Source organism: Pararhodobacter zhoushanensis, assembly GCF_003990445.1.
In the GTDB taxonomy this organism is placed as follows: Bacteria; Pseudomonadota; Alphaproteobacteria; order Rhodobacterales; family Rhodobacteraceae; genus Pararhodobacter; species Pararhodobacter zhoushanensis.
In genome coordinates this window covers 460174-475298 of record NZ_REEZ01000002.1, presented here as the reverse complement: position 1 = coordinate 475298, position 15125 = coordinate 460174, and the positions used below count along the sequence as shown (strand labels likewise).

Genomic DNA, 15125 nt, shown 5'->3' with positions numbered 1-15125 from the left:
CCCATGGCGCGCCCGGACAGCCCTCCCGCAATCCGCACCACCTGCCCCTATTGCGGGGTCGGTTGCGGGGTGATCGCCCGGCCAGACGGGCAGGGGGCTGTCCGCATCACGGGCGATCCGAACCACCCCGCCAACGCGGGACGGCTGTGTTCAAAAGGCTCCGCCCTGGGCGAAACCCTGTCGCTGGAGGACCGCCTGCTGGCCCCCCGCGTTGGTGGTCAGAACACGGACTGGGACACCGCGCTGCAAACGGTGGCGGACCGTTTTCGCGCGGTGATCGACACCCACGGGCCGGACGCGGTGGCGTTCTATGTCTCAGGCCAGTTGCTGACCGAGGACTATTATGTCGCCAACAAGTTGATGAAAGGTTTCGTCGGCTCGGGCAATATCGACACCAACTCGCGGCTCTGCATGGCCTCGTCGGTGGCCGGTCACCGGCGCGCTTTTGGCACCGACACGGTGCCCGGCCTCTATGATGATGTCGAGCAGGCCGATACCGTCGTGCTGGTCGGCTCGAACCTCGCGTGGTGCCATCCGGTCCTGTATCAGCGCCTCGCCGCTGCCAAGGCCGCGCGGCCCGAGATGGTGGTCATCACCGTCGATCCGCGCCGCACCGCGACCTCGGATCTGGCCGATCTGCATCTGTCGATCCGCCCCGGTAGCGATGTGGCGCTGTTCAACGCGCTGCTGGTGGCGATTGCCGATCACGGCGCGCTGGATGCCGGTTTCATAGCTAACCACGTTGACGGCTTCCCCGAGGCCCTGCGCGCTGCCCGCTCGGATGACGCTTCGGCCACCGGCCTCACCCCCGCCCAGATTGCCGCCTTTTGCGATCACTGGATGCGCAGCGACAAGGTGGTGACGCTGTATTCGCAAGGCGTTAACCAATCCAGCAGCGGCACCGACAAGGTTAACGCGATCCTCAACTGCCATGTGGCGACGGGCCGCATCGGTCATCCGGGCATGGGGCCGTTCAGCATCACCGGCCAGCCCAATGCGATGGGCGGGCGTGAGGTGGGCGGGCTGGCCAACATGCTCGCCTGCCATCTCGACATCGAAAACGCCCAGCACCGCGCCGCCGTGCAGACCTTCTGGAACGCGCCGGTGATCGCGGATCAGCCGGGGCTGAAGGCGGTCGAGATGTTCAGGGCGGTGGGCGACGGGCGGATCAAGGCGATCTGGATCATCCACACCAACCCCGCCGTCACCATGCCCGACGCCGATGCGGTACGCGAGGCGCTCAAGGGCTGCGATTTCGTCGTGGTCAGCGATGTGACCGACCGGACTGACACCGCGCGTCTGGCGCATGTATTGCTGCCCGCGACGGGCTGGGGCGAGAAGGACGGCACCGTCACCAATTCCGAGCGCTGCATCAGCCGCCAGCGCGCTTTTCTGCCCGCGCCGGGTCAGGCGCGGCCCGATTGGGCGATGCTGGCTGAGGTGGGGCAGCGCATGGGGCACACTCAAGCGTTTGACTTTGCCGCGCCCGCCGAGATCTTCCGCGAATACGCCGCACTGAGCGGGGTGGCGGGCGGGCTCGGGCTCGACTTTGACATTTCGGGCCTCGCGAACTGCTCGGACGCCGAGTATGACGCGCTGGAGCCTTTCCGCTGGCCCTTGAGCGGCACCCGTACGGGTGGGCGGTTCTTTGGCGACGGGCGCTTTTTTACCCCCTCGGGCAAGGGTCGGATGCTGCCGCTGACCAGCCGCGCGCCGGTTGCCGTGCCCTCGGCGGAATTCCCGCTTGTCCTGAACACCGGCCGGGTGCGCGACCAGTGGCACACGATGACCCGCACCGCCAAAGCCTCGCGCCTGAACGCGCATATGGCCGAGCCGTATCTGGAAATTCATCCGCAGGATGCCGAGGCTTTGGGCCTTGCCCCGGCCACGCTGGCACGGGTGCAAAGCCCGGTCGGTCACGCAATTCTGCGGGTGCTGGTCAGCGACAAGGTGCAGCCGGGGCAGGTGTTCGCGCCAATGCACTGGACGGGCGAGATGGCCAGCGCCGGGCGCATTGATGCGCTGGTGGCGGGGGTGACCGATCCGGTCTCGGGCCAGCCCGAGAGCAAGGCGGCGATCTGCCGGGCGGAACCGTTCAAGGCGCTGTCCTACGGGTTCGGGCTGTCAGTGGCCGAGCCACAGCCGGACGCCGCCTATTGGGCCAAGGCCCGCGCGAAGGACGGCTGGCGGGTGGAGCTGGGCTATGATGTGCCGGTGACAGATTGGGTGGCCCAGGCGCGCGTGCTCTTTGCGCTGCCGGACGATGCCGAGCCGGTTGTCGTCTCTGACCCCGCGCGCGGTGTGCACCGGCTGGCATTTCTGGAACAGGGCCGCCTGATCGCGGCGCTGTTCATCGCACCCCAGCCGGTCGCCGTCTCGCGTCAGCATCTGTTGGGGTTGCTGGGTCAGGTGCAGGGTGTCTCCGTGCTGGCCGGGCAACCCGGTGCCGACCGGCCTGACCCCGGTGCGACGCTCTGTGCCTGTTTCGACATCGGCGTGAACACCCTTCGCGCGGCAATCAGCGACCAGCGGCTGACCAGCGTCGAGGCGATCGGCGAGGCCTTGCGGGCGGGCACCAACTGTGGATCGTGCAAGCCAGAGCTGCGTGCGCTTTTGCAGGCAGCAACCCCAAGGATGGCTGCCGAATGAGCCTTGCTCCCTTTGTTCAGATTTTGGGCCGCGGCCCCGGACGCTCGCGCAACATGACGCAGGACGAGGCGCGCGCGGCGATGGCGCTGATCCTGTCGGGCCAGGCTGCGCCCGAGGCGGTCGGCGCGGTGCTGATGCTGATGCGCTTTCGCGGCGAGAATGCCGACGAGATCGCCGGTTTCGTGCAGGCGATCCGGGCGCAGGCTTCGCCGTGGCAAGGGCCTGCGCCTGCGCTTGACTGGCCCAGCTACGCCGCCGGTCGGTCGCGCGGGTCGCCGTGGTTTTTGCTGGCGGCAAAGCTGGTGGCGCAGGCGGGGTATCCGGTGTTGCTGCACGGCTGGAATACAGCGGATGGCGCGGACCGCGTGCGTGGGGCGCTGGCCGGGGTGGGGATCGCCGCGGCGCAATCCACGCCGGGGGCGGGGAGCCTGCTGACGCGCGACGGGATCGCCTATCTGCCGCTGGAAGCGGCCTCGCCCGAGGCGCTGCGCGTGTTGCGGTTGCGCGATGTGCTGGGGTTGCGCTCGCCGATGAACACGGCGTTGCGGCTGTTCAATCCGGGGATGGCGGCGGCCAGCGTTCAGGGGGTGTTTCATCCGCCCTATCGCGGATTGCAGAGCGATGCCTCGGCGCTGCTGGGGCAGCCGAGCCAGATGGTGCTCAAGGGCGCGGGCGGCGAGTTCGAGCGCGCGCCGTCCAAGGCCATCGCGCTGATGGGCCTGCGCGCAGGCGTGCCGTTTGAAGACACTGCCCCCGCGCTGATTGCCGCGACCGGGCGGCTGGCCGACGGGCCGGAACTGATCGAACCGGACGCGCTGGCCGCACTCTGGCAGGGCCGCGCGACCGACGCTTATGCCGAGGCCATCGTCACCGGCACCGCCGCCGTCGCCCTGCTGACACTGGGTGCGGCGGATACCATCGCGCAGGCGCAGGACGCCGCGCAGCATTTGTGGACCACCCGCCCGCTGGGCTGAAATCGGAGAGCGCCATGAAGACCTTCCCCATGTTCCTGCAGATGGCCGGACGCCTTGTGGTGATCGCCGGGGGCGGCGAGCAGGCAGCGCAAAAGGCGCGGCTGATGCTGAAGACCGAGGCGCGGTTACGGGTGGTTGCTGCTCAGTTGGAGCCGGAGCTGGCGGGGCTGGTGGCCTCGGGCCGTGCCGAGCAGGTGCGCGAGGCGACGGTTGAGGCCTTTGCCGGGGCCGCTCTGGTGTTCATCGCCACGGGGGACGCCGGGCGCGACACGGCGCTGCACGCGATGGCCAAGGCGGCGGGCTGTCTGGTCAATGTGGTGGACCGGCCCGATCTGTGCGACGCCGTGACCCCCTCGATCGTGGACCGTGACCCGGTCGTGGTGGCCATCGGGACCGAGGGCAACGCCCCGGTGCTGGGCCGCCAGATAAAGACGCAGATCGAGCAGTTGCTGGAGCCCAATCTGGGCGGGCTGGCTGCGCTGGCCGGTCGGATGCGCAGCGCGGTGGCGGGGGCGGTGCCGCATGCGCAGCGGCGGGCGTTGTGGGACTGGGTGTTCGCGGGGCCGGTGCGCGCCGCCCATGCGCGCGGCGGCGAGCGTGAAGCGGCGCGGATGCTCAAGGAGGCTATCGCACAGGGGCAGGCACCCGACGAAACGGGTCAGGGCCATATCGCACTGGTCGGCGCGGGGCCGGGTGCGCGCGATCTTCTGACCCTGCGCGCGGTGCAGCGGTTGCAGCAGGCGGATGTGATCTTCTACGACCGGCTGGTGGACCCCGAGGTGATGGAACTCGCCCGCCGCGATGCGCAGCGGATTTACGTGGGCAAGACGCTGGGTGCGCATGAATGGCCGCAAGAGCGGATCGACGCGGTGATCATCGCCGCCGCCCGGCAGGGCCAGCGCGTGGTGCGGCTGAAATCCGGTGACCCCTCGCTCTTTGGTCGCGCCGAGGAAGAACTGCGCGCCGCCCACGCAGCGGGCATCCCGGTCGAGATCATCCCCGGCGTCACCGCCGCCAGCGCGGCGGCGGCCAGCCTTGGCCGCGCGATGACCGAGCGGGGCGCGACGGATCACCTGATCCTTGCCACGGCGACGGCGCGCGATGGTGTCGCCGCGCCCGACATCGCCGCCATGGCCCGCCCCGGCGCGACGCTGGCGCTGTACATGGCGGTGCGCCAGCTGCCGCGCATCCGCGCCGACCTGTTGGCCGCGGGCTGGCCCGAGACGACCGAGGTGGAGGCCGTCGCCAGCGCCTCGACCGCGCATGAAGTGCAGTGTCGCTGCACCTTGGGCGATATGGACCGCGCGCTGGCCGATGTTGCCAACCCGGCGATCATCTTCCTGCGCTTTGCCAAGGACGCGGTGGCGATGCCGCAGGCCCCGCAATTGCACGTCGTCAGCGCCTGACGCCCCTGCGCCTTGCCGCGCCCCGCGCGCGTGCTACTGTCCGCGCATGACACACGCCGCCGCGCCCCAATCTCCCGCCCTCGTGCGCTTTTTCGGGCTGCTGCTGGCGCGTCCGCTCTGGCCGGGGCTGGCACTGGCGCTGATCACGCTGCTGTCGGTCTGGCAGATCACCAACCTGCGGGTGGCGGTGGATCTGTCGGGCCTGATCGGCCCGCAGACGGACGGCGCGCAGGCGCTGGTGCGGTATGAGGAAACCTTTGCGCCGTTCCGGGCGGAAGAGGTGCTCTTGGTCCGCGCGCCCAGTTTCGCCGATGACGACGCGCTGGCGGCGCTCGACGATCTGGTGCTTGAGCTGCAATTCGTCGACGGGGTCGAGACGGTCATCTCGCTGGCTGCCTTGCCCGCGCCCGGTCGCACGGGGTCATGGCTGAACGGGCCTGAGCTGGCCGCGATGCCACCGGCTGAGCGCCTGCGCTTCATGCGCGTGCAAAACCCGCTGGCGGCGCAGCTGATGTCGGCGGATCTGACCGATACGGTGATCGCCGTCGGGGCCGAGCGCGGGCGGGCCGGCGACGGGTTTTCGCAGCGGGTGCTGGCGGCGGCGCAAGAGATCGACGGGCTGTCGGTCGAGCTGGTCGGGCTGCTGGAAGTGCAGCGCTCGATTGCCGAAGAGCTGATCCACGACCTTGTGCTGCTGGTCCCGGCGGCGGTTCTGCTGTGTCTGATCGTGTCGATGATCCTTTTTCGCAGCGTCCGTGCCGTGGCGGTGATCGCGCTGCCGCCGATTGCCGGGCTGGTCTGGTTCATGGGATTTCTGGGGTGGAGCGGTACGCCGATTGATCCGGTGATGGGCTCGCTGCCGGTGGTGCTGATCGTGCTGGCGTTCTCGGATGCGATCCACGTTTACCATGCCGCGATTCATGCGCTGGACACGCCGGGCGACCGCCGCGCGGCGCTGGCGCTGGCGTTGGGCCAGACCGCGCCTGCGGCGGCGCTGACCTCGCTGACCACGGTGATCGCCTTTGCCTCGCTGGCGCTGCCGGATTCGCCCTCGCTGAACGCGATGGCGTGGACCGGGGGCGTGGGGATGGCGTTGTGTCTGGCCTCGGTCTTGTTGATGACGCCGGTGCTGATGTGGGCGCTGGGCGTGCCGCGCGCGGGCGGGCGGGTGCCCCGGCTGTTCGACGCGGTGGTGCCGCCGGCGCAGGCCATATCGCGCCATACCCGTCTGGTGCCGCTGGCGGCGGCGCTGGTGTTGGTGGGGGTCTGGGCGTTGCAGAGCCAGTCGACGCTGGGCTTTCGCTATTCCGATTACCTGCCGCGCGGCGCCGCCGTCACGCAGGCGCTGGGCGAGATGGAGGCGGCAGGGCTTGGCTCGGACCGGATGCTGGTGATCGTGCAGGACGATCCCGCCGACCCGCTGGCACGGGTCGAGGCGGCGGCGGGCGCGCTCTGGGGCCCTGAGGGCGCGGCATGGGTCGCGTCTGATGCGGGGCAGGGGATGCTGGCGCGCATGGCTTCACGCGATGGCACGGCGCATGCGCTGCCGGTGCAGCTGCCCATTGCTGCAAGGGATGTGCGCGCGGATGAGGCGTTGGCGCAGCTGTCGGACCGGCTGGAGGCGGCGGGCGTCGGCGATGAGACGCAGGTCATCGGGCCGGGCTATGCGCTGCTGACCGAGGGGCCGAAGATCGTGCAAAGCCTGCGGTTGGGGCTTTACACGACCATTCTGGCGATCACGCTGCTGGTGGCCCTGGTGCATCGCTCGATACGGTTGGCGCTGGTGGCGCTGGTGGTCAACCTGATCCCGATTCTGGGGGTCGAAGCGTGGCTGGTGCTGCTGGGGCGTGAGGTCACGATCATGAACATGATCGCTCTGACCGTGGCGTTTGGCATCGCCGTGGATGACACGCTGCATTTCCTCAACCGCTACAAGCTGGCGGTGGGCAGCACCGAGGCCCGCGTGCGGCAGGCGGTGGCACAGGCCGGTCCGCCGATGGCGGCGACAACGGCGATCCTGCTGGCCGGGCTGATCGTCACGCTGTTCTCTGCGCTGCCGGGGCTGTCGATCTATGGCGGGCTGATCGCGCTCGCTGTGGCGCTGGCGCTGGCGGCGGACCTGTTCTTGTTGCCCGGCCTGATCCGATGGAGCGTGAAATGATCCGAGTGCTGCTGTTTCTGGCCATTGCCAGCCCCGCCGTGGCGCAGAACCTGCCTGCCTTTGAAGGGCGCTGGCGCGGAGAGGGGGATCTGGCACTGGGCACCGAACCCTTGCAGCGCTTTCGCTGCCAGCTGCGGCTGGAACCCTTGCGCACGGGCGAAACATTTCTGGTCGGGCGCTGTGCGACGGCGCAGGCGCATCAGAGCTTTGCCTATCTCTTGAGCGAAGACGCCGATGGCACGCTGCACGCGCGACAGTCGGATACTGAGAACGACAGCCTGCCGGTCGAGCTTCTGGGCACCGCTGCGCCCGGCGTCTTGCGGCTTGAGGGGTCGCATGACGCGCTGCTGGAGCTGCGGCGCGCGGACGAGACGCTGCATTTCACCATCGCCGGGCATGATTCGCGCGGTCCGGCGCGCGGCGAGGCGGTGCTCGAACGCCGCGAATGACGGCGCAAACCCCGTTTTCGCCCCGTAAACGCAGGGCTTGTGGTCTTTCCATTCGCCGTCTCGGCGCTTATAGCCGAAAAGACGATCCGCGGGACGACCCCGCGCCTTGCGAGGCTGTATGAACATCATCACCACGACCGAGGCTTTGGCTGCGCTCTGCGCCGAAGCGGCGCACGAGCCGTTTGTCACCCTCGACACCGAATTTCTCAGAGAACGCACCTATTACGCCAAGCTGTGTCTGGTGCAGATGGCGCTGCCCGGCAAAGGCCCGGATCGCGCCTATCTGATCGACCCGCTGGCCGAGGGGATCTCGCTCGATCCGCTGCTGGAGCTGATGCGCAACACCGATGTGGTCAAGGTGTTCCACGCCGCCCGGCAGGATCTGGAAATCTTCTTCATCGACGGCGGGGTAATCCCCGAGCCGCTGTTCGACACCCAGATCGCCGCGATGGTCTGCGGTTTTGGCGAGCAGGTCGGCTATGAGACGCTGGTCAAAAAGATCGCCAAGGCGCCGCTGGACAAGACCTCGCGCTTTACCGACTGGTCGCAGCGCCCGCTGACCGACGCGCAGATGCGCTATGCGCTGGATGATGTGACCCATCTGCGCCAGATCTACGAATATCTGAAAGCCGATATCGAGAAAAGCGGCCGTGCCGCCTGGGTGGCCGAGGAAATGGGCATCCTGACCTCGCCCGATACCTATGTGACCCACCCTGAGGACGCCTGGCAGAAGATCCGCACGCGCGGCCAGTCAGGCAAGTTCATGGCGATGGTGCGCGAACTGGCACGCTTCCGCGAAGATTACGCCCAGACCCGCAACGTGCCCCGCTCGCGGGTCTACAAGGACGACGCCCTGCTGGAACTGGCCTCGACCAAGCCCGAGAGCCTCGAGGCGCTGGGCCGCTCACGCCTGCTGCTGCGCGAAGCGCGGCGTGGCGAGATTGCTGACGGGATTCTGGAATCGGTGCAGGTTGCGCTGACCATGGACCCCAAGAACTGGCCGCGTGTCGCCGATGAGGGCGCGCCGTTGCAGGTGAACCCGGCGCTGGCGGATCTGCTGCGCGTGCTGCTCAAGGCCAAGGCCGACACGGCTGGCGTCGCGCAAAAGCTGATCGCGCCGACCAGCGATCTGGATGCGATCGCCGCCGGCAAGCGCGACGTGGCCTGCCTGAAGGGCTGGCGCGGCGAGCTGTTCGGCAACGATGCGATCCGTCTGTGCAAGGGTGAGCTGGCGCTGGCGACCAAGGGCCAACAAGTCATCGTCATCGAAATCTGACGCCTCTGTGTGCACCGTCCCGCGCGGTTGCAACACCGGCGCAGGATGGGCATATAGGGCACGTCCTATGGGGTGTTGCCAATGAACTATCTGGAATTCGAAAAACCGCTGGCCGAGATCGAAGGCAAAGCCGCCGAGCTGCGCGCGATGGCCCGCAATACCCCCGAGATGGACGTCGACAAAGAGGCCGAAGCGCTCGACAAGAAAGCCGAGCAGCTGCTGGGCGACCTCTACAAGAACCTCGCGCCCTGGCGCAAATGTCAGGTGGCCCGTCACCCCGACCGGCCGCATTGCAAAGACTATATCGACGCGCTGTTTACCCAATACACGCCCTTGGCCGGGGATCGGAATTTCGCCGATGACCACGCCATCATGGGCGGTCTGGCGCGGCTCAATGACCGTCCGGTGATGGTGATTGGTCAGGAAAAGGGCTCGGACACCAAATCGCGCATCGAGCGCAATTTCGGCATGGCCCGACCCGAAGGCTATCGCAAGGCGATCCGCCTGATGGATCTGGCGGCGCGTTTTGGCCTGCCGGTGATCACGCTGGTCGACACCCCTGGTGCCTATCCCGGCAAGGGCGCGGAAGAGCGCGGTCAGGCCGAGGCCATCGCCCGCTCAACCGAGAAATGCCTTGCAGTGGGCGTGCCGGTGATCTCGGCGATCATCGGTGAGGGTGGCTCGGGCGGGGCTGTGGCGCTGGCGACGGCGGACAAGATCCTGATGCTGGAGCATTCGGTGTATTCGGTCATCACGCCCGAAGGCTGCGCGTCGATCCTGTGGAAAGACAGCGACAAGATGCGCGAAGCCGCCGAGGCGATGCGCCTGACAGCGCAGGATCTGCTGAAGCTGGGCGTCATCGACCAGATCATCGCGGAACCCCGTGGCGGCGCGCAGCGCGACCGCGACGCGGCGATCGCGTCGGTCGGCAAGGCGCTGGAGTCGGTCCTGGCCACGTTCGACGGCAAATCGCCCGCCGATTTGATCGCCGCGCGTCGCCGCAAGTTTCTGGACATGGGGCGCAAAGGGCTGGCCGCGTGATGCTGCCCGGCGGTCCCTGGGCCCTGCTTTTTGCCGCCGGTCTGCTCGAGATCGTCTGGGCCGTTGCGCTGAAAGCCTCGGACGGGTTCACCCGCAAGGGCCCGACGGCGCTGACCGTCGTGGCGGCTGCGGCCTCGTTCTATCTGCTGGCCCGCGCGATGCGCGATCTGCCCGCTGGCACCGCCTATGCGGTCTGGACGGGGATCGGCGCGCTGGGCGTGGCGATTCTGGGCATGATCTGGTTCGGGGACGCGGCAACCCCGCTGCGCATCGGGGGGATCGTGCTGATTGTCGCCGGGATCATGGCGCTGAAACTGGCATGAACCTGACCATCCGCCCCAGTGTTGAAGCAGACGCCCCGGCCTTGGCCGAGGTGCTCAACGACATCATCGCGGCGGGCGGCACCACGGCCTATGAGACGCCTTTCACGCCGCAGGCGCTGTGGCAGTCCAGTCTGGGCGGCGCCAAGGTTCTGTGCTGCCATACCGTGCTTGAGGGCGACACGCCGGTCGGCTTTCAGACGCTGGCCAAGCATCCCGATCTGCCCGCAGGCTGGGGTTCCATCGCCAGCTTTACCCGCCGCAACCCGCCGGTGCGTGGGGCGGGCACGGCCCTGTTCGAAGCGACCAAGGCCCGCGCAAGGGCGCTGGGGCTGGTCGCCATCGACGCTACGATCCGCGCTGATAACGTGCCGGGCTTGGGGTATTATGGCAAGATGGGCTTTGTCGATTACAACGTGATCCGCGCGGTGCCGCTGTCGGATGGCACGCTGGTCGACCGCATCCAGCGCAAATTCACCCTCTGAACGCCGCTTTCGCGCGACGGAACCCGGCAGTGACCGCGTAAAACCTGTTCACGGTTTTGAGAGGTCTTATGTCTTTTCCCGCACGCGCGACGCTTCCGCTGGCTTTTCTCTCGCTCCTGTTCACTGGCGCGATCTTTGGCTTTTTCTATGCCTGGATCGTCTCGACCATGTGGGGCCTCGACGCGGCGGACCCGCGCCTCGCCATCGGTGCGATGCAGGCGATGAACGCTTCGGTCCGCAACGCCGCCTTTGCGCCGGTGTTCTTTGCCACGCCCTTTATCCTGCTCGCCACCGCAGCGGCGGCGATGGCCGTCAACCGGGGCACTGCCTGGGTCTTCGCGCTGGCAGGGGTGGTGTATCTGGTCGGCGGGCTGATCCTGACCGCGACCGTCAACGTGCCGATGAACGAGGCGCTGGGCGCTCTGGCCGTGCCCGATGATATCGAACAAGCCCGCGCGATCTGGACCGACTATTCCCCCCGCTGGCAGACCTACAACCAGCTGCGCACGCTGTTCAGCGGGCTGACGCTGCTGCTGACCGGCTACGGGCTGTGGCGTTTGGGCCGGGCGCGCTAACTCACCACATCGTCTGCGCGGCGCGGGCGGGCCAGACCTGATCATATTCCGCGCCGTCAAACGCGCCTTGAGTGATCTCGGTCAGAATCTCGCCCACGGTGGGCAGGCCCGCGCTGTCATCGCGCGCCCAGATCCCGGCGCGCAGCAGGGCGCGGGCGCATTGGGCGTAAACCTCGCCCACCGCGATCACGATCACCAGATGCGGATGCTTGCCCGCCTGCTCGAAGCGCTCACAGAGAGCCGGGTCGGTGCTGAGCCGGGCCGAGCCATTCACGCGGATCACGGTGTTCGATCCCGGTATCAGGAAGCTCAGCGACACGCGACCGTCGCGCACGATATTGCGCAGCGAATCCACGCGGTTGTTGCCGCGCCAGTCGGGCATCAGCAGCGTGCCGGGGTCCATCTGCTGTACCACCGGGCCGTTGTCGCCGCGCGGCGTGCAGTCGGTGCCTTCGGGGCCGACCGTGGCCAGCATGCAAAAGCGCGAGGCCTCGATCCAGCGGGCATAAGCGGGCGTCAGGCGGCGGGTAACCTTGACGATGGCAGCCTCGGGCGGGGCGCCGAACATCGGTTCGAGTTGGTCGAGGCTGGTGATCCAGGTCATCGGACGATCCTTGCGGCTGGGGTTGCCGTCACCCTAGTTGATGCCATTCGCCCGCTGCAAGGTACGAACATACGCAATCACCGCCGCAACATCGCCGCGCGTCAGGCCTTCGATCCGCGGCATGTTGCCAAACGTCCAGTGATGCGCCCGCACGCCTTGAGCGACGGCGATCTGGAACGCCTCATCCGCGTGATGCGAGGGTTCATAGATCCTGTGCACCAGCGGCGGGCCGATCCCGTCGCGCCCCACCGCCGCCTCGCCATGACAGGCGGCGCAGGTCTGCGCGAAGATGCCTTGCCCCAGTTGAGCCTGCGCATCGAGCGTCTGCGGCAAGGTGATCTGCACCAGCGCATCCGAACCGGCCCGAGAGGGCGGCGGCGGGGGAGCGGCTGGTTCCGGGCGGGTGGTCCACCACAGCCCGCCAGCGAGGGCGAGGATGGCAAGAGCAGCAAGGGGTTTGAGCATGAAGGCCTCCTGCGCCGGGTTCCTAGGGGTTCCAGCGACAGGAAGGTCAAGCCGGATTTTCCGGCTCAGGCCTTGGGTTTGCGCTGTTTTTTGGGTTTGGGCACGGGCAGGTCGGCCCAGATGGCAAGCGCCACGGCGATCAGGGTGTCGGGCTCGTCCAGCAACGTATCACCGATCAGATACGGCTTTGAACCGGGATAAGGATGCCCGGTATCCGGCGCGTCCAGCAGCGCGCGGGCACCCGGCGTATCCTTGAGATAGAGCGTGTCGTCGCAGATCAGGGCAATCGCCTTGCCATCCAGATACAGCGCGTATTCCCCGAACATCGCGCGGGTGCTGACCACCCCTGCGGGGTCCATCTGTTCACGAATAAACTCGACGGTTTCGCGGGTCGAGGACATCTCAGCGCTCCAGTGCGGGAAAACCTGCCTCAGCCATCAACGCGTCCGAGCGGGTCTCGACGACCTCTTCGACCGTCGCTAGAAACTCGCGGATCGGCAGGCCCGGCTCAATCGCGGGCAGGAACTCGATCACCGCCGTGCCGGGCTTGCGATAGACCGCGTGCCGGGGCCAGAACACGCCGACATTGCAGGCGACGGGGACCACGGGGGCTTTCAGCTCGTTATACAGCACGCCGACGCCGACTTTGTAGGGCATCGACACGCCCGCAGCGACGCGGGTGCCCTGCGGGAAGATGATCAGCTGCCCCGGCTCCACGGCATTGGCGCGGACCTTTTCCACCATGCCCTTGATCGCGGCACCGCGCCGACCTCGGTCCACCGGTACGCAGCCGATGCGCAGGGCGTACCAGCCGACGATGGGGGCCCAGAGCAGCTGCTTTTTCATGATGAACTTGGGGCGCGGCAAGGCGCTGCAGATCAGGATGATGTCGAAAAAGCTCTGATGTTTGGCGGCGATCATCACCTCGCCCTCGGGGATCGGCCCGCGGATTTCGGACTTCAGGCCAACCATCCAGCTGGCCGTCCAGCGAATCCAGCCGGTCCATGCGTGCACCGCGCCAAAGGCCCCGCGCCGGTCGATCAGCGCCCAGGGCAGGAAGATCAGCGCGATGGGGACCATCGCGAAATAGGCCTGCGCCGAAAAGATCAGCGAACGCAGCCATTGGATCGCGTAGCGCATTATCCCTCCTGCCTCAGTACCCGCATCGCCGCCGTGCGGGTCGCGGCCCAAGCGATGACCCCGGCCAGCGGCGGGATCGCCAGCGGCATGAACCAGCCTGCGCCCGAAAAGCCCAGACCCGTCAGGAAACCCGAATCCCCCGCCACCGGCAAGAGCGCAAAGGCGGCAACGCCGAGCACCATGCCGGCCACCGCGCCGATCACTGCCAGCACGGTGAAGCGGTTGGTAAAGGCGCGGGCGATGAACGCATCGCGCGCCCCGACCAGCCGCAACACCCGGATCACCTGTGCATTGGCGGCCAGTGAAAAGCCCGCAGCCAGCGTGATCATCGCGGCCATCATCACCCCGATCAGCGCCACCGACAGCCACGCCAGCGCGCGCAGACTTGCCGCCGCCTGCACCAGCGGGCGGCGCCAGCGGGTGTGGTCATCGAGCATCGCGCCCGGCGCTTCCGACGCCAGTCGCAGGCGTAGCCCGACCGAGTCGAACCCCTCAGGCGCTTCGATAATCTCGATCAGACGGGGCAGGGCGAGGCTCTCGATCGGCAGATCGGGCCCGAACCACGGTTCCAGCAGCGCGCGCTGTTCGTCGATATCCAGTACGCGGGTCGAGGCGATGCCGGGCGTGGTGCGCAGCACCTCCAGCACGGCAGCGGTCTGCGCGGCGATTTCCGACGGCGGGGCCGAGATCCGCAGCGTGGCGCTTTGCGACAGGGTCGAGGACCAGCGCTGCGCCAGTTGCCCTGCCGACATCGACAGCGCCAGCGCGAAGACGGCCAGAAACGCCATCGCCCCCGCCGTGATCGCGGTCAACAGCGTGGCAATGCCGGACGAGGGCACGATCCGGGCGGGATCGCCGAAACCGGGCGTAGGGCGGGCGCCGCCGAGGGCGCGCAACGCGTTCATAGCTCGGCCCCGGCAGTTTGCAGCGTGCGGTCGGCAATGCGCAGCACGCGGGCCGAAACCATCGACTTGGCGCTGCGGATCATCGGCAGGTCATGCGTGGCGATCATCACGGCGGTGCCCATGCGGTTCAGCTCGACCAGCAGGGACAGCAGGCGCTGCGACATCTCGGGATCGACGTTGCCGGTGGGTTCGTCGGCCAGCACCACCTCGGGCGACAGAATCACGGCACGGGCGAGGGCGGCGCGCTGACGTTCACCGCCCGACAGGGTGGGCGGCAGCGACTCGGCCTGACCGGCCAGACCGACCCAGCTGAGCAGTTCGCGCAGATCCGCCTCGGGCACCGGACGTCCGGTGGCCACGAAGGGCAGTGCGACGTTTTCGGCCAGCGTCAGGTGGTCCAGAAACTGGCAGTCTTGGTGAATCACCCCGACCCGGCGGCGCATGTCAGCCAGCGCATCGCGGCTGAGGCCGCGCAGCGGTTGGCCGAACAGTTCGATCTCACCCGCACTGGGGCGCAGTTCACCATAACACAGCTTGAGCAACGTGCTTTTTCCGGCACCCGAAGGCCCGGTCAGGAAATGGAACGCACCCGGCGCGATATGCAGGTCGATTCCGTTCAGCAGGGCGCGTCCGCCATAATCGTGCGATACGTTTGCCAGTCGGATCAACAGTAAC

The 15125-nt window shown here is 67.8% G+C and carries 16 protein-coding genes; 10 read left to right on the top strand and 6 right to left on the bottom strand.

Going from position 1 to position 15125, the window contains the following annotated elements; all coding sequences use genetic code 11:
• The first annotated feature begins 3 nt into the window (after positions 1–3).
• The 10 genes from EAE28_RS07025 (at position 4) to EAE28_RS06980 (ending at position 11336) form a co-directional block, all read left to right on the top strand.
• Positions 4–2649, top strand: a complete 2646-nt coding sequence (locus EAE28_RS07025) for a nitrate reductase (RefSeq protein WP_127105117.1) — start codon at positions 4–6, stop codon at positions 2647–2649.
• Positions 2646–3623, top strand: a complete 978-nt coding sequence (locus EAE28_RS07020; RefSeq protein WP_127105116.1) for a glycosyl transferase family protein — start codon at positions 2646–2648, stop codon at positions 3621–3623. The genes EAE28_RS07025 and EAE28_RS07020 overlap by 4 nt, the downstream gene beginning before the upstream one ends.
• Before the next feature lie 14 nt (positions 3624–3637).
• The gene (gene cysG, locus EAE28_RS07015; RefSeq protein WP_127105115.1) at positions 3638–5029 is read left to right on the top strand and encodes a siroheme synthase CysG; all 1392 of its coding nucleotides are present in this window, start codon (positions 3638–3640) and stop codon (positions 5027–5029) included.
• Positions 5030–5075: 46 nt separating this feature from the next.
• Positions 5076–7190, top strand: a complete 2115-nt coding sequence (locus EAE28_RS07010) for an efflux RND transporter permease subunit (RefSeq protein ID WP_164736566.1) — start codon at positions 5076–5078, stop codon at positions 7188–7190.
• Positions 7187–7639, top strand: coding sequence for a hypothetical protein (locus tag EAE28_RS07005; RefSeq protein ID WP_127105113.1), 453 nt, complete (start codon positions 7187–7189; stop codon positions 7637–7639). Before EAE28_RS07010 ends, EAE28_RS07005 begins: the two co-directional genes overlap by 4 nt.
• 118 nt (positions 7640–7757) lie before the next feature.
• Positions 7758–8915, top strand: a complete 1158-nt coding sequence (rnd, locus tag EAE28_RS07000; protein WP_127105112.1) for a ribonuclease D — start codon at positions 7758–7760, stop codon at positions 8913–8915.
• Positions 8916–8996: 81 nt separating this feature from the next.
• Positions 8997–9956, top strand: a complete 960-nt coding sequence (locus EAE28_RS06995) for an acetyl-CoA carboxylase carboxyltransferase subunit alpha (RefSeq protein WP_127105111.1) — start codon at positions 8997–8999, stop codon at positions 9954–9956.
• Positions 9956–10279 carry a DMT family transporter gene (locus tag EAE28_RS06990; RefSeq protein WP_127105110.1) on the top strand — a complete coding sequence of 108 codons (324 nt, stop codon included), beginning with the start codon at positions 9956–9958 and terminating at the stop codon, positions 10277–10279. The genes EAE28_RS06995 and EAE28_RS06990 overlap by 1 nt, the downstream gene beginning before the upstream one ends.
• On the top strand, positions 10276–10761 hold the full coding sequence (locus EAE28_RS06985) for a GNAT family N-acetyltransferase (RefSeq protein WP_220443900.1): 486 nt from the start codon (positions 10276–10278) through the stop codon (positions 10759–10761). Before EAE28_RS06990 ends, EAE28_RS06985 begins: the two co-directional genes overlap by 4 nt.
• A gap of 68 nt (positions 10762–10829) precedes the next feature.
• Positions 10830–11336 (top strand): anthrone oxygenase family protein, encoded by a 507-nt coding sequence (locus EAE28_RS06980; protein WP_127105109.1) that lies wholly within the window; start codon positions 10830–10832, stop codon positions 11334–11336.
• Position 11337: 1 nt separating this feature from the next.
• Here the strand turns inward: EAE28_RS06980 and EAE28_RS06975 are convergent, their stop codons facing one another.
• From EAE28_RS06975 to EAE28_RS06950, 6 genes are all read right to left on the bottom strand, one after another.
• Complete coding sequence (locus EAE28_RS06975; RefSeq protein ID WP_127105108.1) at positions 11338–11940, bottom strand: pyridoxamine 5'-phosphate oxidase family protein; 603 nt, start codon at positions 11938–11940, stop codon at positions 11338–11340.
• Positions 11941–11973: 33 nt separating this feature from the next.
• Positions 11974–12405, bottom strand: coding sequence for a c-type cytochrome (locus tag EAE28_RS06970; protein WP_127105107.1), 432 nt, complete (start codon positions 12403–12405; stop codon positions 11974–11976).
• Between the two features lie 65 nt (positions 12406–12470).
• Entirely contained in the window at positions 12471–12806 is a 336-nt protein-coding gene (locus EAE28_RS06965; RefSeq protein ID WP_127105106.1) for a TfoX/Sxy family protein, read from the bottom strand.
• 1 nt (position 12807) lies between these two features.
• Positions 12808–13545, bottom strand: coding sequence for a lysophospholipid acyltransferase family protein (locus EAE28_RS06960; protein ID WP_127105105.1), 738 nt, complete (start codon positions 13543–13545; stop codon positions 12808–12810).
• Complete coding sequence (locus EAE28_RS06955) at positions 13545–14450, bottom strand: cell division protein FtsX (protein WP_127105104.1); 906 nt, start codon at positions 14448–14450, stop codon at positions 13545–13547. The genes EAE28_RS06960 and EAE28_RS06955 overlap by 1 nt, the downstream gene beginning before the upstream one ends.
• Entirely contained in the window at positions 14447–15118 is a 672-nt protein-coding gene (locus EAE28_RS06950) for a cell division ATP-binding protein FtsE (protein WP_127105103.1), read from the bottom strand. Before EAE28_RS06950 ends, EAE28_RS06955 begins: the two co-directional genes overlap by 4 nt.
• Between the last annotated feature and the right edge of the window lie 7 nt (positions 15119–15125).